This window comes from Leptospira ilyithenensis (assembly GCF_004771005.1).
GTDB classification, from domain to species: domain Bacteria; phylum Spirochaetota; class Leptospiria; order Leptospirales; family Leptospiraceae; genus Leptospira_A; species Leptospira_A ilyithenensis.
Genome location: NZ_RQHV01000050.1, coordinates 47550 through 68119, shown reverse-complemented (window position 1 = coordinate 68119; position 20570 = coordinate 47550). Strand labels below are relative to the sequence as shown.

The 20570-nt window shown below is 39.8% G+C and carries 15 protein-coding genes; 9 read left to right on the top strand and 6 right to left on the bottom strand.

Annotation, left to right across the window (positions count from 1 at the left end; genetic code table 11):
- The first annotated feature begins 66 nt into the window (after positions 1 to 66).
- The 6 genes from EHS11_RS11565 (at position 67) to EHS11_RS11540 (ending at position 11463) form a co-directional block, all read left to right on the top strand.
- A complete protein-coding gene (locus EHS11_RS11565) occupies positions 67 to 1248 on the top strand; it encodes an acetyl-CoA C-acetyltransferase (protein ID WP_135764572.1) in 1182 nt (393 codons plus the stop codon).
- A 62-nt stretch (positions 1249 to 1310) separates the two neighbouring features.
- Positions 1311 to 2858, top strand: coding sequence for a class I SAM-dependent methyltransferase (locus tag EHS11_RS11560; RefSeq protein WP_246047818.1), 1548 nt, complete (start codon positions 1311 to 1313; stop codon positions 2856 to 2858).
- Positions 2859 to 2860: 2 nt separating this feature from the next.
- Positions 2861 to 5935 (top strand): peptidase domain-containing ABC transporter, encoded by a 3075-nt coding sequence (locus EHS11_RS11555; protein WP_135764570.1) that lies wholly within the window; start codon positions 2861 to 2863, stop codon positions 5933 to 5935.
- The gene (locus EHS11_RS11550) at positions 5916 to 7028 is read left to right on the top strand and encodes a beta-barrel domain-containing protein (protein WP_135764569.1); all 1113 of its coding nucleotides are present in this window, start codon (positions 5916 to 5918) and stop codon (positions 7026 to 7028) included. Before EHS11_RS11555 ends, EHS11_RS11550 begins: the two co-directional genes overlap by 20 nt.
- Complete coding sequence (locus EHS11_RS11545) at positions 7025 to 10096, top strand: peptidase domain-containing ABC transporter (RefSeq protein ID WP_135764568.1); 3072 nt, start codon at positions 7025 to 7027, stop codon at positions 10094 to 10096. Before EHS11_RS11550 ends, EHS11_RS11545 begins: the two co-directional genes overlap by 4 nt.
- Positions 10097 to 10125: 29 nt before the next feature.
- A complete protein-coding gene (locus EHS11_RS11540) occupies positions 10126 to 11463 on the top strand; it encodes a TolC family protein (protein ID WP_135764706.1) in 1338 nt (445 codons plus the stop codon).
- Positions 11464 to 11470: 7 nt separating this feature from the next.
- On the opposite strand, the gene EHS11_RS11535 is transcribed toward EHS11_RS11540, so the two are convergent.
- The 5 genes from EHS11_RS11535 to EHS11_RS11515 all read right to left on the bottom strand — a co-directional run bounded on the left by EHS11_RS11535 (position 11471) and on the right by EHS11_RS11515 (position 16110).
- Positions 11471 to 13033 carry a hypothetical protein gene (locus EHS11_RS11535; protein ID WP_135764567.1) on the bottom strand — a complete coding sequence of 521 codons (1563 nt, stop codon included), beginning with the start codon at positions 13031 to 13033 and terminating at the stop codon, positions 11471 to 11473.
- Positions 13034 to 13183: 150 nt separating this feature from the next.
- Complete coding sequence (locus tag EHS11_RS11530; RefSeq protein WP_135764566.1) at positions 13184 to 13894, bottom strand: SH3 domain-containing protein; 711 nt, start codon at positions 13892 to 13894, stop codon at positions 13184 to 13186.
- Positions 13887 to 14501: an FMN-binding negative transcriptional regulator gene (locus tag EHS11_RS11525; protein WP_135764565.1), complete on the bottom strand. Its 615-nt coding sequence runs from the start codon at positions 14499 to 14501 to the stop codon at positions 13887 to 13889. The genes EHS11_RS11530 and EHS11_RS11525 overlap by 8 nt, the downstream gene beginning before the upstream one ends.
- 106 nt (positions 14502 to 14607) lie before the next feature.
- The gene (locus EHS11_RS11520) at positions 14608 to 15519 is read right to left on the bottom strand and encodes an NAD(P)/FAD-dependent oxidoreductase (protein WP_135764564.1); all 912 of its coding nucleotides are present in this window, start codon (positions 15517 to 15519) and stop codon (positions 14608 to 14610) included.
- A 60-nt stretch (positions 15520 to 15579) separates the two neighbouring features.
- Positions 15580 to 16110, bottom strand: coding sequence for an NADPH-dependent FMN reductase (locus tag EHS11_RS11515; RefSeq protein ID WP_167884419.1), 531 nt, complete (start codon positions 16108 to 16110; stop codon positions 15580 to 15582).
- Positions 16111 to 16386: 276 nt separating this feature from the next.
- On the opposite strand from EHS11_RS11515, the gene EHS11_RS11510 reads away from it, so the two are divergent.
- From EHS11_RS11510 to EHS11_RS11500, 3 genes are all read left to right on the top strand, one after another.
- Positions 16387 to 17673 carry an adenylate/guanylate cyclase domain-containing protein gene (locus tag EHS11_RS11510; protein WP_135764562.1) on the top strand — a complete coding sequence of 429 codons (1287 nt, stop codon included), beginning with the start codon at positions 16387 to 16389 and terminating at the stop codon, positions 17671 to 17673.
- A gap of 148 nt (positions 17674 to 17821) precedes the next feature.
- Entirely contained in the window at positions 17822 to 18574 is a 753-nt protein-coding gene (locus EHS11_RS11505) for an alpha/beta fold hydrolase (RefSeq protein ID WP_210413677.1), read from the top strand.
- Positions 18571 to 18966 carry a DoxX family protein gene (locus EHS11_RS11500; protein ID WP_135764560.1) on the top strand — a complete coding sequence of 132 codons (396 nt, stop codon included), beginning with the start codon at positions 18571 to 18573 and terminating at the stop codon, positions 18964 to 18966. The genes EHS11_RS11505 and EHS11_RS11500 overlap by 4 nt, the downstream gene beginning before the upstream one ends.
- Here the strand turns inward: EHS11_RS11500 and EHS11_RS11495 are convergent, their stop codons facing one another.
- Complete coding sequence (locus EHS11_RS11495; protein ID WP_135764559.1) at positions 18967 to 20568, bottom strand: VTT domain-containing protein; 1602 nt, start codon at positions 20566 to 20568, stop codon at positions 18967 to 18969.
- Between the last annotated feature and the right edge of the window lie 2 nt (positions 20569 to 20570).

Genomic DNA, 20570 nt, shown 5'->3' with positions numbered 1-20570 from the left:
TTGGAGTTTCAAGTGAAATTTGAATTCTTAGCTGACAATAGGCTAAATTTCTAAGTTTTTGGTTTCATGGAACAAGTTTGTATTATAAACGGGGCTAGAACCGCATTCGGCAATTTCGGCGGCTCACTCAAAGATTTTAGCGCAGTGGATTTGGGAGTGGAAGTTTCCAAAGCCGCTTTTTCTAGAGCAGGAATTGACCCTGCTTCCGTCGAAGAATCCATTTTTGGAAACGTAATTCCGACGGGAAAAGAAGGAATTTATTTAGCAAGACATATCGGATTAAAATCAGGAGTTCCTGTTTCCGCACCTGCTCTCACCTTGAATAGGTTATGCGGTTCGGGAATGGAAGCTGTGATCCAGGCTGCAAAAAAAATCCTGCTCGGAGAAGCTCATACAGTTCTTGCCGGTGGTGTGGAATCAATGAGTAACGCGCCTTATGTGGTTCGCAATGCACGATTCGGAGTGCGTTATGGAAATACTGAATTTGAAGATTCGTTAGCACAAGGTCTTACTGATATTTATGTGGAACTTCCTATGGGGATGACTGCGGAAAATTTATCCGACCAGTACAAAATTTCCCGCGAAGAACAGGATGAATGGGCTTCGGTTTCCCAAGAGAGAGCGGAAGCTGCCACAGTGAGCGGCGCATTAAAAGAAGAGATCCTGCCAATCACTATCGGCGGAAAAACTCCGGTTGTGTTTGACAAAGACGAATTTGTAAGAGGAAAAGCAGGCGCGGCAAAACTTTCCGCTTTAAAGCCCGCATTCAAAAAAGACGGAACTGTCACTGCCGGAAATGCTTCCGGAATCAATGACGGCGCATCCGCGATTGTTGTGACATCTCTGACTCAGGCAAAAAAAATAGGCAAAGAGCCACTAGCAATTGTTAAAGGTTGGGGTCTTGCCGGTTGTGATCCGGCAAAGATGGGAATCGGTCCTGCCGTTGCAATTCCCATCGCTTTGCAAAAAGCGGGACTCAGTCTAAAAGATATCGGTCTTGTGGAAGTAAACGAAGCATTTGCGGCGCAATACCTTGCAGTTCAAAAGGAATTGGGATTGGATCCGAAGATCACAAACGTGAACGGAGGTGCGATTGCAATCGGACATCCGCTCGGAGCATCGGGAAACAGAGTGACTCTTACTTTAGCACTTGAAATGCGAAGAAGAGGAGTGAAATACGGAGTAGCATCGCTTTGTATCGGAGGCGGTCAAGGAATCGCAATCGTTCTAGAAAATCCGAAAGCATAATGTATTTGCTGCTTCCAGGAAGACACCATCTACTTACCAGGTTTCAACATGAGTATCTTTCGATGTTGGGCAAAGAAGGGCTTTGGGGAGCAGTGGATATACATGGAAAGGATTTGGAAGTCAAAGAAAAGGTAACGGCAGTTATATTTGCTGTTACCTCGGCCAATCATAATTCTACAAGAAGAAATCCTTTGCCTCTTTACCAGAGGGCGATGATGATCCAGGATTTTTCTTCGGATCTGGGATACTCTTCTTATGTGGTACCCATTGATGACGTAGGCCATTCGGAACATTTCGGACAATATACGATAAAAAAAATCGAAGCCGAAACGGATGGATTGCTTCGATTGAATTCGGATAATACGATCGTGCTGTGTTCTACACCGGTTGTCCAGTTGTATGAGGATTTGGGATTTCGGATTTTACCTGTAGAGAAGATTCCGGGTAAAAAAGAAGAATATCTGACCAAGTTACCATGGCAGATCATCGAAGGGATTGTTGCGGATGATCGTCCGATCGACAAACATCTGGAATACATCAATTACGTTCATCCGGCTAGCAAACGTTTGTGGAAAGAATACGGAGTGGTTGAAAAGGTTCGACTGTTGTTTTCCGATGCGGTTGTAGGGGATGACGGTGATCTGACGGAAACTAGGAATTACAATTCCTATGTCAGAGAAATGGACGAGATCGCAGAACTTAAGTTTAACGAGACAAGGGATTTTATCCGCCCGGGAAGAATCGGCGATATAGGTTGTGCCGTTGGCTCCTGGATTAAGCTTGCTACGGAAGAATTGGCTTTGGTGGAAAGTGATTTTTACGGAGTGGAAATTGCCCGCAAACTTTACGATATTTGCCACCAAAGAAAAGAGAACGGTGACTTTCACAATACAAACGTATTTTTCCTAAGAAAAAATGCGGTCACAGGACTTGTTTTTCCGAAGAGCTCTATGAAAACGATTCACACTTCTTCTTTGACACATGAGATCGAATCTTATACCGGAAGGAAAAACCTCCTAAGTTTCATTCAAAACCGCTACGAAGAACTTTCCTTAGGCGGCGTTTGGATCAACCGGGATGTTGTGGGACCGGAAGACAAGGAGAAGGAAGTTTATCTTTGGTTGGACGATAAAGACGGAGTCGCCGATGCCGAAGGAAAAGTGTTTTCTTCCAAAGAAGAAAGGAAAAAACATCTGGATTCCTTATCCACTTATGCGAGGTTTTTTTATTTTCAAAGGGATTTTAGAAAAGATCAAAACTATAAATTGAAATATGCTTTGAAAACCATCGAAGGAAAATCATTCCTGGTTCTTTCCTTGAAGGATGCTTGCGAGTATCTTTCTAAAAAGGATTATACGGACAATTGGGACAGTGAAATGCACGAGTCTTTCTGCTATTGGTCTTTTTCCGAATGGAAAACTTCTCTCGAAGAAATAGGATTTAAAATTCAAAATTCTTCCCGCGCCTATAGCAATCCTTGGATCATAGAAAATCGTTATCAGAACAAATCTGAAATTTGGGAAGCCGTCTCTCATTCCATACATTCGCTTTCCGATCTTACGCCTGTCTCCTGGCCTGTTACCAATATGCTTTTGATTGCGGTAAAATAGGTGTGAAACCAGAAATTTCCCGTCATGCAGAAAATATAAGACAAGTTTTTAAGAACAATTATCTATTTGCCGAATTACATGAACAAGAGTTAGACGATCTATATCCTGACCTGGAAATCCGTTTTTACAAAACGGGACAAACCATTTTAAGAGCAGGTCAAATGCCTAAGTTTGTTCATTTCGTTTTGAACGGACGGATCGGTTCCGGACTTTCATCGGAGGAGACGGAAGAAGACAAGTCCGGTTATTTGGAGAAAGGCGAATCCTTTGGCGAAAGGATCACATTAACGGGAATACCCGCAAAACAGGATCATTTTGCAGTGGAACCATTGGTTCTTCTTTTGTTGCCTGTTAAGACATTTTTAGATCTGGTAAAAAAACATCCGAATATTGCCGAGAAGGCTAGGCATAGGGAAGAAGAACAGGAGAAGTTTCATTCTGTTCGCAAACTCAGTTTTTTTTCGGAACTGTCTCCCGATGAAGTTCGTACTTTCTTGAAAACGATTGAAACAGTAAAGATTGATGCGGGGGAATTTTTATTCCAGGAAGGAGATGAAGGGCATTCTGCCTATATCATCCGATCAGGAAAAATTCATATTCGAACGGAAAATCCTAAGAAGCTGATCTCCATCCTGAAAGCGGGAGATATACTCGGAGAGATTGCCATCTTTAGTCATGGACCGAGACTTGCGAGTGCGATCAGTGCTGAAGACACAGTCGTCTATCGGGTGCCAGGTGAATCTCTCCATAAATTATTAGGCGATGAGAAAGGTCACAAACTGGAAGAAGTGGTTCAATCCCGCTTGCTTAGATATTCTACTTATAAGTCGAAGGAAAAGGAAGAAAATGTTCTTAGACCTTTCGAATCCAAAAGATACGAATTGGGAAAGGGAATTCGTAGAATCAGAATCGATCAAGTAACAACAGATAAACCAACACTTGTGGGTCTTGTCTGTGCGGAGATTGCACTTAGAAATTTTGACAAATCTCTCCCTGCCAACTGGAAAATCAGAATCAAAAACGAACTCTCCAGAAACAGGATTCCCGGCATTTTCGAACTTGCCATCGAATTGGAAAAAATGGGATTTCTTACCAAAGAACTTCGTATCAAACCTAGCCAGCTAAATAATGTTAGTTTTCCTGTTTTCGTTACCGATGAAGAAAATTTGCCCTGTGCGCTGTATGCTTGGGACTTAACCGCCAATGCTGCATTGATATCCCATCCTTTAAAAGGGATTATAGAAATGGATATGAAAGCATTTTTATCTTCCTGGGACGGAATCATTTTACAATTTGTGCCTTCTCCTCCCGCTATGACGGCTGATTCGGGATTATTCAGCTTTGTTCGGGAATTGCGAGCTTTGTTTCGGCCACATCGTTCCGAGTTGAATTGGATTCTCGGAACAACTGTTATATCGGCGATTCTTGCTTTGTCCGTTCCTTATTTTTTAAGAGAAGTGATCGATCGGGTTTTGGTTTTTTCCGATCGGAATTTTTTACTGACATTATTTTTAGGAGTCGGGATTTCCATCGTATTCCAAGGTTTATTTTCCCTTTTCCGAAATTTACTGATGATAGGTATTATGCAAAGTTTGGAATATACCTTTCTTGTTCGGTTTTTCCAACACATTCTCAGACTTTCTCTGCCTGAATTCCGTAGATTCGAAGCAAGCGATTATACCCAGAGACTTAAGGAAAACCAAAGGATATTGGAAATAATATCGCGTTCGGGAGTTTCGGTGCTGCTTGATTTGATCGTTCTTCCCGTGTTTTTATTGGTTTTGCTTATTAATGAATTCAGTCTTACCATATACGGACTTTCTTTCCTGGTTGTCTATGCCTTGTTAGTTGTTAGAGTCTCAGGACGTATCCGTCAGTTGTCGGAACATACTTTCGAATCCAAAAAGAAAACGGTATCCTTTTTATTATCCATCATCAACGGAATCTCTATCATCAAAGCATCTTCGCAAGAGACAATGTTTTTACAAAGAGGAATGAACGAAATTTCAAGGACGATACTAACCGAGCTTAATGTGGCTAAACGAACAAGTTTGCTTCAGTTTTCCGGAAAGTTTTTCGAGCAGGTGGGAATGCTTGCTGTGATTGCGATCGGAATCAATTCCGTCTTGGAAGATAAGATCACTCTTGGTACTTTTCTGGGGTTTCAGGTTTTGTTCGGGCTTTTGGTAGAACCGATTTTAAGGATTTGCAGATTGTATGAAGATATGTTGGAACTTCGTTCTGCCAGAAGAAGGGTGATGGATATTTATTCCATGCCGGGAGAATCTGCAAGCCAAAGGCCCTTTGGAGAATTGCCCAGACTTCAAGGCAAGGTTCGGCTAGAGAATGTTAGTTTTAGATATTCGAAAGAGACTAAAAATATAGTTAAAAATATAAACTTGGAAATTCAGGCGGGTGAAAAAGTGGCGATCGTTGGAAGAAGCGGATGCGGCAAATCCACATTGCTCCGATTGATGATGGGAACTTTGGCTCCTACGGAAGGAAAGGTATTCGTAGATTCTTTCGATTTGTCCACACTTGATCCTGAGGAAGTAAGAATCCAGTTTGGTGCGGTGGAACAACAACCTGTTTTATTTTCCGGGACAATCGCGGAAAATTTATGCAAAAAAAATCCATCTCTTTCCAAAGAAGCAATGTACGCAGGAGCAAAACTTGCCGCAGTAGATAGTTTTGTCGAAAGGCTTCCTTTCGGTTATGACACCAAACTAGGGGAAGGCGGTATCGGATTGTCCGGTGGACAAAAACAAAGGATTGCAATTGCACGCGCACTTGTTACAAACCCGAGCATTCTGTTTTTAGACGAGCCTACTTCCGCTCTCGATGCGGAATCGGAAGCCTATGTCCAAAACCAATGGGAAAATATGTTTCGGGACCGAACAGTTGTTCAGATATCGCATAGGCTTCACTCTACCGTGGGTGCCGATCGGATTATCGTTATGGATCAGGGAAAGATTGTAGAGATGGGAACTCATTCGGAATTGATTTCTGCAAAAGGTTTTTATTATCACTTATTTCCTTCCAGTGAGGACTCACACAATGAATTTGAAACGATTTAAGAATTTAAAAGAAACGGATTCCAATTGGGAACAAACCCATTCTTCGTCTTATTATGATGAATTATTAAAACATCCCGCCCCCGATTGGGATAGAAAGGGCATCTTACTACTATTTGGTTTCTTTTTTGTTTTTTTAATTTTTCTCTTTGTTGCAAAAGTGGATGTGATCATTCCTTCCCAGGGAATCCTTCGACCAAAGGGAAATTATTTTGTTTCGGAAGCATTGGAAACGGGAACTGTCACGTCCATATATGCGAAGCCCGGAGATTTTTTAAAGAAAGGAGATCCCATTCTGGAATTGGAATTTTCGGAGCAGCAGATTGAGCTTTCCAAAGATTCTAATACGTTAGGTTATGAAGAGAAACGTTTACAAAAGCTGATTCGTAACCGAAAAGAAGCCGAAAAGATTTTAAAAAATCTGGAATTCAATTTGGAATCAAATCCCGGTTCGGAATTATCCGGCGCTGTTTTGAGTAAATTCGTTTCTCTCAAAAAAGCATTTATGGATTTCAAAAACGGAATCGGCGCCAAATTTTTATATGATCAAAGTCTATTGGAGTTCAACGAAGAATTCGGAAACTTAAAAGACGAAATTCAGAAAGAACAAAATACGATTTCAAGTCTCAGGGGAGATACTCGTCTTAAAAAGGAGAGAGTGGATAACGCTGTGCTTAGAATGCCTTTTTCGGGATTTGTAGGAGCTTTACTTGTCAATAATATCGGACAAAATGTAACAAGAGGCGAAACGATTGCTGAGCTGATTGAAGAAGGTCAACCTTTGGAAGCATTTGTAGAGATCCGAAATAAAGATATCGGTCTGATCCAGGCGGGAATGGATGCGGTGATCAAGATACATGCATTTCACCAGAACGACTTCGGCGTATTAGGTGGTAAAGTCGAACAGATTGTTCCTAACGTAAAAGAAAAAGATACTTTCTCGGTAGTACTTAGCATCAGTGACCAGGACTTGAAGAAAGACGATAAAGTTTTCAAATTGTTTCCGGGTCTCAAGGTAGAAGCGGATATCATCACAAGTCGAAAACGAATCTTCCAAGTTCTATTTCGAAAATCAAATCTTCAAGAAGACAAATGAAGTCCAAACAAATTACAAACGATTTGCCTTTTTCTCTCTCCAATGAAGATCCGATCCGACTTTTATCCGATTCGGAACAAAGGGCGTTTTTTAAACTTTGGGAGATTACGTCTCTCTCCGAATCGGAGCCACTCAAGGGAGATGAAGAAAACAAAACGAATCTGGTTTATGTGGAAACAGGTAGTCTTCAGATTCGTTTGACGATAGGTGGAAACGATTTATTAGTCAAAACGATCAGCGAAGGGCAAATTTACGGGATCGCAGAACTTGGATTAAATGTATTAAATAAAAACTCCTATCTTGCAGAGGAAAATTCAAAACTACTGGTACTATCTCAGGAATCTTTCCTTCATTTTTTCCAATCGAATCCCAAACGAAAGGAAATTTGGAATCGGTTTGTTCAGGAAATCCGACTGAGAGACGAGCTTCGCATCCATCCTTATTTTCGAAAACTTTCCAAACATGAAATTATCGAGTTGTCCGGACTTTTGATCAAAAGGGAAATCAGTAAAGGAAAAATACTGATTCGGGAAGGAAGCAAGTCTTCTTCTTTGTTTTTTATACAGTCAGGCAAGTTTCGTATAACAAAATCCAGTTGGAGTGATGATTACTCTTCGTTTGTGGAGGCAGGTTCGGTTCTCGGTGAGATGGGAGTTATTGAGAAAAAAGTAAGGAATGCAACAGTCACCGCGAGTGAAGATAGTATTTTTTATGAATTGCTTGCAAAGGATGCGGAAACCTTTTTTAAAAAGTCGGAAAGTCTTTATACTACTTTAAGAAGTGTTGTTGCGGAAAGAAAATGGAATCAAACAAGTTCTGATTTGAAGGAAAGTTCCGAAGAAGATTTTCAGGAAGAAGAGGACTCACTTACTTTTTTGCCTTCTCCGTCTTTTTCTCCGAAAAGATTCTGGTTCCGTTCATTTCCCTTTATTTTGGAAGAATCATCGGATGAGACTGCAAATGCCTGCAGAAAGATGATTTTGTCTTTTTGGGGTTTTCGAAATGTAGATCTTCTTTTGGATTCCAACTTTCCAAATCCGGACGGTGAAGTCACAACCGCATCCTGGAAGGAAAGTTTTGAAAGAGCAGGTGGTTCTTGTTATGTGGTAAATAGAAGGAGATTTGAAAGGGATTTAAAAAATCGTGTTTGGATTGTTCGCTGGGAGGGAAATCAGTATGTGGTTGTGGTTTCTTTTTCTTCTTATGGAGTGAAGATCGCCGATCCCCGCTTTGGAATCAAAGAAGTTTCCAAAAAGGAATGGGAAGCGAAAGCGGGAAGGCTTGCAGTCGTTTTTATTCCCAAAACAAAACCCAAGCTGAATTTTTTCGATTCTTTCCCGACTTTTCCCGGATTAGCTGTTTATTTCAGATCTACTTTTTCTTTTTTATTTTCAGGAATCCTTGCCAGTTTTTTAATCAAGTCTCTTGAGATTTGTCTGCCTTTGGTGAATCTCTATTTAATCGATAGCGTTTTATTACAGGAGAGTAGGGAATACTTTATACCTGTCCTCACTGCTGTTACCTTGCTAAGTCTTTCCCAAATTTATTTATCATATTTAAGAACAAATGTTTTGTTTTATTCCACGAGCAAAGTAAATCAAACAATCGTTATTCGATTTTTGGAAAAATTATTATCTCTTCCTTTGTCTTTTTTTGAGAAACACAAAAAAGGAGAGATCCTGCAAAGATGGGAGGAGATCGAAGGGATCACCCGTTATTTTTCGGAGCAAAGTTCCATTAAGGTTTTGGATTGGATCTTCGGGGTGATCGTATTCATGTTGTTTTTCTTTTTATCTCCTATTCTACTCGGAACCATTCTCTTTTTTCTGATACCTGAGATGATCCTGGTTTATAAATTGCATCCTATCATTGCAAGGGAAACGAAAAGGGAATCTTTGAGAAGCTCCGAAACTCTCAGCTATTTTATAGAAACCATTAACGGAAACGAAACCGTCAAAAACTTGGGAGCAGTCTCGGTACAAAGATGGGATTTTGAAAAGAAACTCACCGCACAACTTAACTCGGAAAGCAATCGGATGTTCTATCACAGCATTTTGGAAACCAGTTCGGAATCCTTTCGATTATTAACAAATATTTGCGTATTGTTGTTCGGTACTTACCAGATTTTCTCGGATCAAATTACATTGGGCACTTTGTTTGCCGTTTTAGGTCTTATCTCTTATGTACGCTCTCCCATGATGACTCTCGCGGAAGACGGTTACCGTTACCAAAAAGCAAATCTTTCCTGGCGCCGTCTGAAGGAATGGGACGGACTGGAATCTGAATATTCTCCGGATATGCGGATCAGTAGGATTGAAATTCCCGATATACAAGGATTAGTCGAATTTAAGAACGTTTACTATAATTATAGATCTTCCAAGTCGGGGTTCGGCTTGAACGGTGCAGATTTCGTTTTGAATGCAGGCAGCAAATACGCGTTTGTTGGTAGAAGTGGGAGCGGCAAATCCACGATTCTCAAATTGCTTTTAGGTTTTTATGAACCTTCGCAAGGTGAAATACTTTTGGATGGTGTTTTATTATCCGAGATCTGGACCCCTTCGTATCGTTCCAAGATGGGAGTCTTATTTCAGGAAAACCCGGTTCTAACGGGAACCATCCGGGAGAATATCAGTTTGGGAAGACCCGAGGGGACTCTCTCGGAAGTAGTGGAAGCGGCAAAACTCGCCCTCATTCATGAGGATATAAGCAAACTTCCTCTTGGGTATGATACGGAATTATCCGAGAAGGGGATGATCCTTTCGGGGGGGCAGAAACAGAGGTTGGCACTGGCTAGGATTTTTTTACAGAAACCGTCTTTGCTCGTTTTGGATGAACCCACTTCGGCAATGGATCGGGAAACCGAAGAAAAAATTCTAAACAATCTACACAGGGTGTTTAAAGACAAAACCATCATTGTGGTCGCCCACAGATTGGATACGATCCGCAATTATGATAAAATCTTCGTTGTGGAAGCCGGCAAAATCGAGGAAAGCGGCGCACATACGGAACTGTTGCAAGGAAATGGAATCTATCATTTGCTTCATTCCAGACAGGAGGCGATCCGATAATTGAAACAGTGACTCATCGGTTTAGAAAGATTCTCTGCCTTTTGTTTTTTGCCTTGGTTGCGGAAGTAAGGGGAGAGGCTGTTGATTTTTTCAACTTACCAAAATTAGTCGCTGAAAAGTCTTATGAACTGAAACTGAAAGAAATGGAAATTCAAAGAAAACAAGTTGATATGGATACTAGAAATCTCCGTTATCTTCCTTCTTTGAATTTCGAATACGCTCCTTTTTTTGAGAAACTTCCTTCGGAAGGTTTTGATCGGAAAGGTTGGTCCCGCTCTTTAAATCTGAATTGGAATTTCCAGGAACAAGGCAATGCTGTTTTAACAAACCTGATCATGGAATTGGAATACGAAAGATTGCTTTTGGAATACAGAGCGCTCTTTCAAAAAGAATTATTCGATCAGGCATTTCAATATGCGGAAACTTTGAAGCTACTAGCTTTTTTCGATTATGATTTTTCCAACGAAGAGGATGCCGAAAAACAATACCAAACAATTCAAAAATTATACAAACAAGGTATTGAATCCTATATGGTTGCCCAAAACTCGAAAGTGGATTTTTTATTTTATAAGTACAATGCCATTAAATCAAAGTTAGATCAGCAAAAAAGCCAATCTGTCTTTCGAAGAAAGTTTTTATTGAAGAACGTTTCTTTAAAGCCGATTCCTTCCAGAGAATTCAAAGCATTGCCTTTGGAAGAAACCCTCAAGGAATATGAAAAAAATCTAAGCGAAATCAATTTTGATATCGTTCTATCCATCAACCAGGTCAAAATTTTGGAAGTACAAAAACAAGTCCGGTTCAATGAACTTTGGGTTCCCGATTTTTTTGTAAACTTATATCAAAATAGCACCAAACAAACAATTTACGGAATCGGTGGAAGTTGGACTCAACCGAATTACGTTTATGATTATTCGAGAGGCGATTATTCGCTTTATGCAAATAACCCAGATCCTTTTTCTTCCGCAGGAGCAAACTTCGGAGTGAGGATTCCGTTGTTTAACCGGTTTCTGTCGAAAAACGAATTCGATAAGTCGAAAATCGAGATCAAACTTGCCAAATCCCAATCTCAGTTCCTGAGAGAGAATACAGGATTGTATTTATTCGAGTTGGTCCAACAACATAATAATTTGGTCGAGCTGAATGATATTTCTTTGGAAAGCAAAAGGACTGCGGAAGAGAACTTGCAAATTATGGAAAAGTCGTATAAAACCGGCTCCGCTTCCATTGTGGAATTGCAAACTGTAGATAGACGTATTCGTGAGGTTATGCGTAACCAAATCCAAAACCACTATGAATTGATTCAGTTGCGCCTTCAAATCGGTCTTCTCTTGGGAGATACAATGAAATTTTTAAGAGAAGAATGATGCGTGTTTATTCCAGTCTGGAAAAACGATCAGGAGTCATTGTCCCTGTCCAGAAATTCGCCTGAAGTTGAAAATAAAAAACATTATCCCTAATGTCTATGGATTCACCTGTGATCGCAGTCTTATGCAACTTATCATTGAATACTTGATAAAAGATCTGAGCTTTGAATACGTGTTTGTCTCCGAATAGATTCAAGCCCACCCAATAGGAACGAAATGCTTCTCCGGGTTCCAAATTTTTATTCCAGTTGAGGTCAGCTTGGAAATAATCAAAGCGGGTAATCGGCATGATGAATTTTCCTCCACCTAACGGAATGACATATCCGAACGTAAATTGATAACCTTTTTCATGTTGAGGAGCTGCCGAACCGGTAAATACGGAATACGCCCCGTTTGTATAAAAACCGTGAGTGGTAAAAGTAAAATCGTAAGTATGTGCGACCATTCCCAACTTCGGTCTGGAAGGACTGGTTTTATTTAAGGTTTGATCACCGTATGCTGTTCCCGGATCACCTCCGTCTCTGGTGGTTTGATAGGCTAACAAACTGGGTTGAGCCATTCCCGCAGGGTAATAATCGGGGTTAAACGGAGAAGGGACTTTTACATTTTGCATACTTGCAAATGCAGTACCTATGGAAAGTTTGGTGTCTCTTTGGAAAATTTCTTCTCCTTCAATCCAACCCAAATCCTTTCCGTCTTTCTCCAAACCTCCCAAAGGATTCCATTGCAATCTTCCGTAATAAGCGGGAGAAAGCAGCTTGGGTGCATTCGGTCTTTCATCTGCCAAGTCCGCCCTTCTTCCGTATCCGTAATCTCCCGTCCCGCCATGGCCATTGCCTACCATAAAATGTCCGGTCAAGAGACGCTCCCATTTTTCGTTGATCGGTTTCAATAGATGCGAAGTTATACTCACTCCAGTATCAAACTGAGGCAAAGTCAAAGTGGACATAGACCGTTCAATGTTTGTTAGGTTGGCGGAAGTCATCATGTATTCTCTTTGAAAGGGAACATGTACCGTTCCGAATGTGACGCGTGTTTTCATAAAAGGAATGTTCAGCCAGATCCCTGCTTCCTGAATGATTCCTCTGGAATTTGCAAGACTTACGTCTTTTACATTTCCGCTTGCAGAATCTTTGGTGACTCTAAGGAAGGAATTGCTCATCGCATTTTCCAATCGAAGATTGGCAAAACCGCCCCACCATTTGTTTCCTTCATAGATAAATCCCAAACGGAGTCGCCTGAAGTTCCAATCCACCGCACTGTAATCATCTTTTCCATTGGCATAAACGGAACCGGATTGGCCCGTGATTCCCCGGAACTGGACCCGACCAGAGATGGTTAATTTTTCATTCACCGGTTCTTCCGGGCGATTGGCAAATCCACTTGTAGGCTCGGGAACTTTTACAGTGTAATCTTGGTTTTCCAAAACAACCTTTCTTCGATTAGCGCCTGGCGTGGAAAAAAGTTGTCCGGTTGCTTCATCGATATAAAGTTCTTTGATCCTTGCGGGAGGATTTTCATCTTTGATCTGTTTGACGGTCTCTTGCGCTCGCAGGGAATGAATTTGCAAAATTGAAATTACTAATAGTGTAAATGAGGTCTTTTGTGAGATAAAGTTTTTCATTTAGATTATGGCTTGATAATACTGTTACGAATGAAACGGAAATTGAATATTCCTAAATTGTGAAAAAAGAAGGAAATTCTTCTTTTGAGAAGGATTTTAGTCTCCTGCAATGAAAACTACCATCGTCCATTTATTGTTTTTTTTTGTGAAAATCGCTCTATAGTCCACAGGGCTTCGCAAATACTGATCGCATACAAAGCCTGTTTCCCCGTTCGCGAGACATACCTTCTGCCAGATGCATTCATCTTTGGAACCTTCAGCTTCATTTTCGTTGGAATCTCTATCCAAAAATACGATTTTATGGCTTAGCTTTGTAACTACTTTCGATTTGATGGATGCCTCCGCCCGAACATTCACATTGGTTCCGCTGATGAGAGAATAACTGAATACATCGTATTCCTCGGGGAAATGATTGAATAAGTATGGTGCGGAAAAACCATCTTTGTCTTTGGAAAATCCCAACTTAAAACTGTTTTCCAAACTGGACCAGATGTTTGAGTTTTTCGGATTTTTATCCAACTCCCAAGATTCTAAAAATCTTTTTTTGCCGGATTCTTCTCCAAAGCTGAATTTGATATCTTTGTCGGTAATTGATTTTAGAAATTCCGCATCTTTCTTTTGAACAGCTTGCATGAATTTGGTTTTGAATTCCAGAAAGGATTTGTCTTTATCAGATTCGTCCTTGGGAGGAAGGGAAAAATCTTTAAACTTATCACAAGGTAAAATCGCAGAGTGAAGGATAAGTAGTAAAAAATATAATAAAAATTGAATATAATAACCCGATAGAAATTTTTTATGTTTAGGCATTTAGATTTTCCCTCATCCACTTTGCGATTTCATTCGCATTTTGATCTTTTTGTTTTTCCAACTCTTGAATGACTAAGTTTTTTCTTTCCAAGCTATGATTTTGGCTTAGTTTCGCAGTCGCTTCGATTTTAGTAATCTTGATTTTGATTCCTATAATTCCTTTGATCAATGCATCGATATACTTTTCATCCATGTTTCTGAGAAAGAAGGGACTCTCTTCACCTTCATATTTCAGAATCAGTTCATCCAACGATTTTCTCAGCTCTTCTTCGTTTTGAACCAAGCTTGCTTTACCGTAAACATGAACGCTCAGATAATTCCAAGTAGGTACTGATTTCTTTGTTTCATACCAGCTGGGAGAAATATAAGTATGCGGACCATGGAAAATCGCGAGAATCTTTTTATTTTCCAATACCTCTCCTTGCGGATTTTGGCGTGCAATATGTCCGAATAGAACTTGTTCCGAAGAATTTAAAAGTAGTGGAATATGTGTAGCGGTAAGGGAGGAGCCTTCCGTTTCTGAAACAAGTGTGGCGAAACTATTGTCATAAATGATTTGGTTGATGATGTTAGGGTCTGTGATTGCAAACGGTTTCGGAGTGTACATGCGTAAGTTGGAAAAGGATCGTCTCCATACGATCCTAAATAAGTTAACATTTCAGTTCAATGTTTTTATCAAACCTCATATCCGACTTTTTCCGATTTTCAGAAATTCAAAAATCATCTCCGATCAATTCTTTGTTGATCATGGCACCTGATAACGTTCCCGATGCAATGGCAGCGGCTAAACTTCGAAGCATCGTAGTATTGTCTCCTGCGGCATAAACTCCTTTCAGATTTGTTTTATTGAAACCGTCCACTTTGATATAACCGATTTCATCCAGCTCAACGCCCAGGTCCAGTGGCAGATGGGAATGTTGAACGAAAGGAACACGAGCCATCAATGCATCCAACGGTTCTATCTTCCCGTCTTTCAATAAAATTTTTGTAAGATAACCATTGTTATTTTCTATTGAGGAAATTTCCGTCTCTATGATTTTGATTTTCTTTTCATTCAGTTTCCAGTTTTGTTCCTTGGAAAGAGAGGACTGTCCGTTTGTAAAGAAGGTCAGGTTTTTGGACCATTGGCTGATCAGTTTGATTGATTCATAACCGATATCACCGTTGGCAAAGACTCCTAACTTTTGATCTCTGACTTCATAACCGTGACAGTAAGGACAGTGAAATACGGAAATACCCCAGGATTCTTTAAAACCGGGAATATCAGGCATAACATCCGTTACTCCTGTTGCAAATAATAATTTTCTTGCGAAATGATTTTCTCCGTTTTCAGTTTTGAGTTCGAAATTGGAGTTTGATCGGGATACTTTGATCGCTTTGGAATCTAAAAATTGAACGGTTGGGTAATGGGATAATTCCGATTTTGCAAGTAGTTTGATTTCGAAAGGAGGTTTTCCGTCATGAGTCAAAAGATTATGTGCGTGAGGTGTTTGTCTATTGCATGGTTTTCCATCGTCAATTACCAGAACGTTTCGAATCGATCGTCCGAGTGCAAGTGCCGCCGCTAGTCCGGAGAAACTTCCTCCGATAATGATTACATCCCAGGTTTTTTCTAAATTCTTCATTTGCAACATTGTTGCATTTGTTTGGTTTCTGTCAATCAGCTAAAAGGATTTTACATGAATTCATTCCATCATCCGTTCCAGAGAATGAACTAATTTTTCAATTTCTCCGATGGAAGAAGGATCGGATAAATAACCGTTTTCGTCAATGGAACTTCGGGAGCCTTTCAATAACAATCTGGTCCTATCGTTTGTTTTCGCCTGCAATGTATCCATAATCACTGTTAAAGATTCGAAACTTCTTTCTCCAAGACCCGATGCGATGATAAACGCTGTGGGTTTGTCCGTAAAGATGGTAGTAGATACCATCCATTCGATTGCATTCTTTAAAGCCGCAGGCAGACTGAAAATATATTCCGGCGTACAGATAATAACTCCGTCAGACTCTCTAATGGAATTTCTAAAATTTTGAATGATTTCGGGAGGATTGTCTTTGTCCGAATCGGGATTGAAGTGGGGAAGCTCGGTCAGCTGTTTGAAAATTTCGATTTCCAACCGATCCGAATGTATTTTTGAAATGGTCTTGAGAATGGATTCGTTCGAAGATTGGGAACGCGTGCTGCCTGAGATGGCGAAAATTTTTTTACGTTTCATTGTTTGTATTTGTAGGCCTGAGAATAAATTCTTTTCCGATATAATCTTGTCGTTTTCGGATGATAGTAAAATAGACATTAGATGGTATCATTTTTTCTAATTACGGATCCATCTACTTTGACATTGAAATTGCCTGATATGTTTCCCATTGTATGGAAAAAAGGACTATATCCTTTATTCCTTATCAGCCCGCTTTCTTTTTTAGTAAAGCAAAACCAAGTACATCACTAAATTATTTATTGCTTAGTTTGTCTTTCCTTCTGAAAATGAGTCATTATGAAAGAGACCTTTTTATCCTTCGTTTATTTGCTATTTGGTGATCCCAGACATAACTCCTTGGAACATCGTCTCTTTAATACTGTTTCTTTGGTAAATGCATTCCTCAATATATTCGGGGCATTGGGCTCCTTTTACTTACCCAATTTTGAAGTTATTTTTATCTTAAATCTAACATCGGGACTTTTGATGTTCGGAATGTACATTCTGGCTCGGGTAAAGAACTTATATTACTCTCTGTATTGGCCTTTTAATTTTACGATCTTAACGTATTTGTCCTCGATGTGGTTTTATAACGGGGGTTCTCTCGGGGGAAATCATTATTATTTTATACCTGCATTGGTAATTGCCATGATTCTTTTGAGGGATCATCGTGTTTGGATTTTATATCTGATTTACATCGGGTTTACCGCTTCCCTATACACGATAGAATATTATAGAAGGGATCTTGTAATATTTTATCCAAATGATGCGGAAAGGTACTTGGATGCCGGCGGAAATTACATATTCGTGCAAATACTAACAGGGATACTTATCTTTATTTTGAGTAGAAACCTGAATATAGAAAGAAAAAAATCGGATTCTCTTTTGCTTAATATTCTTCCGGGATCCATCGCGGAAGAATTAAAAAAGAATCAATCCGTTGCTCCGGTCCGTTACGAAAGCATCTCCATCCTTTTTACGGATATGGCAGGATTTACGAAAGTCGCGGAAAAAATGAGTCCTGAAGAACTATTAAGCGAACTGGATCGTTTTTTCCGAAGTTTCGATTCCATTATTAAAAACCATAATATGGAAAAAATCAAAACCATCGGTGATGCGTATATGGCTGCGGGAGGATTGCCGGTTCGGAACAAAACACATCCCATTGATTCCGTGTTATGTGGTCTTGAATTCCAAAGATACATGAAAGACGAAAAAGAGGTCAAATCATTGAAAAATCAACCCTTTTGGGAGTTGAGATTAGGCATTCACACCGGCGCCGCAGTCGCGGGAGTGATCGGTACTGAAAAATTCGCCTATGATATCTGGGGTGATAGTGTAAATACCGCGAGTCGTTTGGAAAGTTCCGGGATTGTGGGAGAAGTGAATATATCTTTTGCAACTTATGAACAAGTCAAAGATTTTTTCGAATGCGAACATAGAGGAAAGATAACTGCCAAAAACAAAGGAGAGATCGATATGTATTTGGTCAAAGGTTTGAAGGAAGACCTTTCCGATTTGAGAGATCCGTTGAAACCGAATTCCAAATTCAAAGAAATGTATTTGGGGATTCAGAATTCTTAAAAATCCGATTTTTGTGTTAGCAACAAATCTTATATTCAATAATAAGAATTTATTTTGCTTCTGTATGATCAGTATGTTCTTATTTTGTTTCAGTTGCAGCGCGGATTCCAAAAAATCGTTGTTGGAATTAAAGTCGGAGATATCGGATGTGAAGGAGTTTTATGTTACTGCAGAAGATAGAAAAATATTTCTTGTAACAAGCGGTTGTTTGCCGAACAAAAATAAAGTTTTGATTTTTGTCCACGGTTCTCCCGGCGGATGGAGTGATTATATCGCTTATTTGAAAGACAAAGATCTTCGAAGTTCTTTCTGTATACTATCTTTGGATCGTCCCGGTTTCGGACTTTCCGGTAAGGATTCTTCCATTGCCGATTTGCAATTGCAAGCCGGACTCATCCGTATTGCAATTGAACGTTTTTTAAAAGAACAATTTGTTTCCGACCGAACAAAACCGACATTGATTTTAGTGGGCCATTCTTACGGAGGGCCGATTGCCGCTAAAGTCGCGATTGATATTCCTTATAGAAAAGATGCGCTCTTTCTTCTATCCGCGCCGATGGACTCCCAACTAGAGGAAGTAAGGTGGTATAATCGGTTGGCCACTTATTTTTTTGTTAAAATTTTCCTACCGAAAGAAATAATCAATAGCAATGATGAGATGATACCCCTAAAATGGCAACTGACTGATTGGGATGGTATTTGGAAATTTATTAATTTTCCAGTCATTAGCATTCATGGAAAAAAGGATTTTTTAGTTTCATTTGAGAATGTTGAATATATGAGAAAAAAAATAAATCCCCGTCGATTCGAAAGTATGGAACTTACGGATGAAAATCATTTCATTCCCTGGACCCAAGAGAAGTTAATCAAAGATAAAATATTAATGGTAAATTCTAAATGACAAAATCACAAAAAATCATTTTCCATTCCGCACGATTTATAGCAGCTATTATACTTGGCCAGACTCTTTATTTTAAGTTTACGGGTGCGGAAGAGTCCGTTTATATTTTTACAACCCTGGGAATGGAGCCTTGGGGCAGATATGTTTCCGCAGGAGTGGAATTGCTCGCTGCTGTGCTGCTTTTGATTCCCTCCTTTGTCTGGTTAGGTGCCCTTATCTCTCTCAATATCATAAGCGGAGCGATCCTTTCCCATTTGATCTTTCTTGGAGTGGAAGTGATGGGAGATTACGGAGTTCTATTCGGTTTGGCTTGTATCGTTCTGATCTCATCCGTATATTTGGTATATGTTGAGAGAAAAAACATTCCTGTCTTGAAACATTATTTTCAATGATCAAACGGAAAGTTTTGTAACCGAGCTGATGTTCTTTTTGTATTGAGTATGGTCTTTTAAAATCCGATAAAACTGGTACCAAGTGACCATCGGGTTTCCCGATTTATAATTTTGATATCCTATCTTGAAGAGAATCGCCCATTGTTTGAAAAGGTATCGGTAAGACCTGCAAATAGAAAAATCAGGATCATATAAATTCGTGGATTCGCTCATCGCCCCGTTGAGTTCTATGATTTTGAAATTTTCTCCGAGTTTGAGTGATCCTTCGTTCGCATAACGAATATCATATCTTCCAAAATAAAATCCTTTGAATTGTTTGGAAATTTTGTCTATCTTCTCTTCCAGCTTGTCTGTGATCAAATGGGATCCGTCTTTAAACATACATCCTTGGATGTGATTGCCCGCAAATCCCAGTTTGACTTTTTCTCCCGGTGCGGGAATCCGTTCCAATTTCCAATTTAGAATTCGGAAATAAGTCTCCTTTTGAAATCGAAATCTTTCATGAGTTTCGATCAGTTCTTTTAGATTTCTTCTGCCATCGCCTGATAGAATGGGAAAAATTTTGTCAGTGATGGAAAGAATATGACCTTTGCCCTCATCGGGAAACCGGTAGTAAAAAATTCCGGCTTCCAACGGCCCCGGATGATATTCTTGCAAAATAAAAGCCAGTTTGATTTTCAAAACTTCCAAAGCTTCCTGTACGGAATGAACCAAATGCACTCCCGCACCTCTTTCTCCTATATCCGGCTTTATGATGATAGGAAATTGAATTTGCAAGTCAGAGATGTACTTCAGAATCAGATCTTCATTATAATCTATATTTGGTGAAAGAAGTTTGAATTTGGAAACGGAATCGATGGGAAGATTCGATAAAATTTCCGATTTGGATTCACCTGCGATCCCGCCTGCAAAAATCCCGGGATTGGACGCCGTGATATAACGGAAACCTAAATAACGAATCGTTAGAAATCCTGCGTAAGGAACTAGTGGAAGATAAAAAATCCAAGCCGGCCAAAATTCCAAACGAATCGATTTTTTTAAAGATAGAACCAATGCCACTCTCTTCTCTCGGATAAGAATCGACAAAACAAAACGATATACCGAATAAAAAGAAAGAACTGCTATGAATAGGGAAAGATAAAAATACCCCGAATGGAAAAAAGCCTCAACCGCCTTTCCGAAGTAATACGCCAAAAGTATGAGTAAAGGCGTCCAAAGTAGGGCTGCAAAAAAACTATAAACCAGGAATGAAAAAACCCTTTTGCCCGTGATCCCCGCAAACACATAGATAGGAAGTCTGGTTCCGGGAAGAAACCGGCATAGAAAGATAGTGAATCCGAAGCTATTATCCAGTTTTGTCTGGTAGGATCGGATGATTCCGGAATTTGTAATGGATTTCCATCGGGAAAAGGAGAGTAAAAATTGATTACAGTATCTTCCCGTAAAGAACAGAATTGCATCTCCCAGGTAGATTCCTGTCGTGCACGAAAATATAACTAGCGCTAAATTGATTTTTCCGTCTTTTGCCAACACTCCACCCGTAATACAGGTGAAATCTTCAGATACGAACGTACCCCCGATCAGTAGAAGAAAGTCCAACATGG

Coding starts and splice junctions, on each gene's coding strand:
- EHS11_RS11565 (WP_135764572.1), top strand. CDS start 67: ATGGAACAAGTTTGTATTATAAACGGGGCTAGAACCGCATTCGGCAAT.
- EHS11_RS11560 (WP_246047818.1), top strand. CDS start 1,311: ATGTTGGGCAAAGAAGGGCTTTGGGGAGCAGTGGATATACATGGAAAG.
- EHS11_RS11550 (WP_135764569.1), top strand. CDS start 5,916: ATGAATTTGAAACGATTTAAGAATTTAAAAGAAACGGATTCCAATTGG.
- EHS11_RS11545 (WP_135764568.1), top strand. CDS start 7,025: ATGAAGTCCAAACAAATTACAAACGATTTGCCTTTTTCTCTCTCCAAT.
- EHS11_RS11530 (WP_135764566.1), bottom strand. CDS start 13,894: ATGCCTAAACATAAAAAATTTCTATCGGGTTATTATATTCAATTTTTA.
- EHS11_RS11525 (WP_135764565.1), bottom strand. CDS start 14,501: ATGTACACTCCGAAACCGTTTGCAATCACAGACCCTAACATCATCAAC.
- EHS11_RS11520 (WP_135764564.1), bottom strand. CDS start 15,519: ATGAAGAATTTAGAAAAAACCTGGGATGTAATCATTATCGGAGGAAGT.
- EHS11_RS11515 (WP_167884419.1), bottom strand. CDS start 16,110: ATGAAACGTAAAAAAATTTTCGCCATCTCAGGCAGCACGCGTTCCCAA.
- EHS11_RS11510 (WP_135764562.1), top strand. CDS start 16,387: ATGAAAGAGACCTTTTTATCCTTCGTTTATTTGCTATTTGGTGATCCC.
- EHS11_RS11500 (WP_135764560.1), top strand. CDS start 18,571: ATGACAAAATCACAAAAAATCATTTTCCATTCCGCACGATTTATAGCA.
- EHS11_RS11495 (WP_135764559.1), bottom strand. CDS start 20,568: ATGTTGGACTTTCTTCTACTGATCGGGGGTACGTTCGTATCTGAAGAT.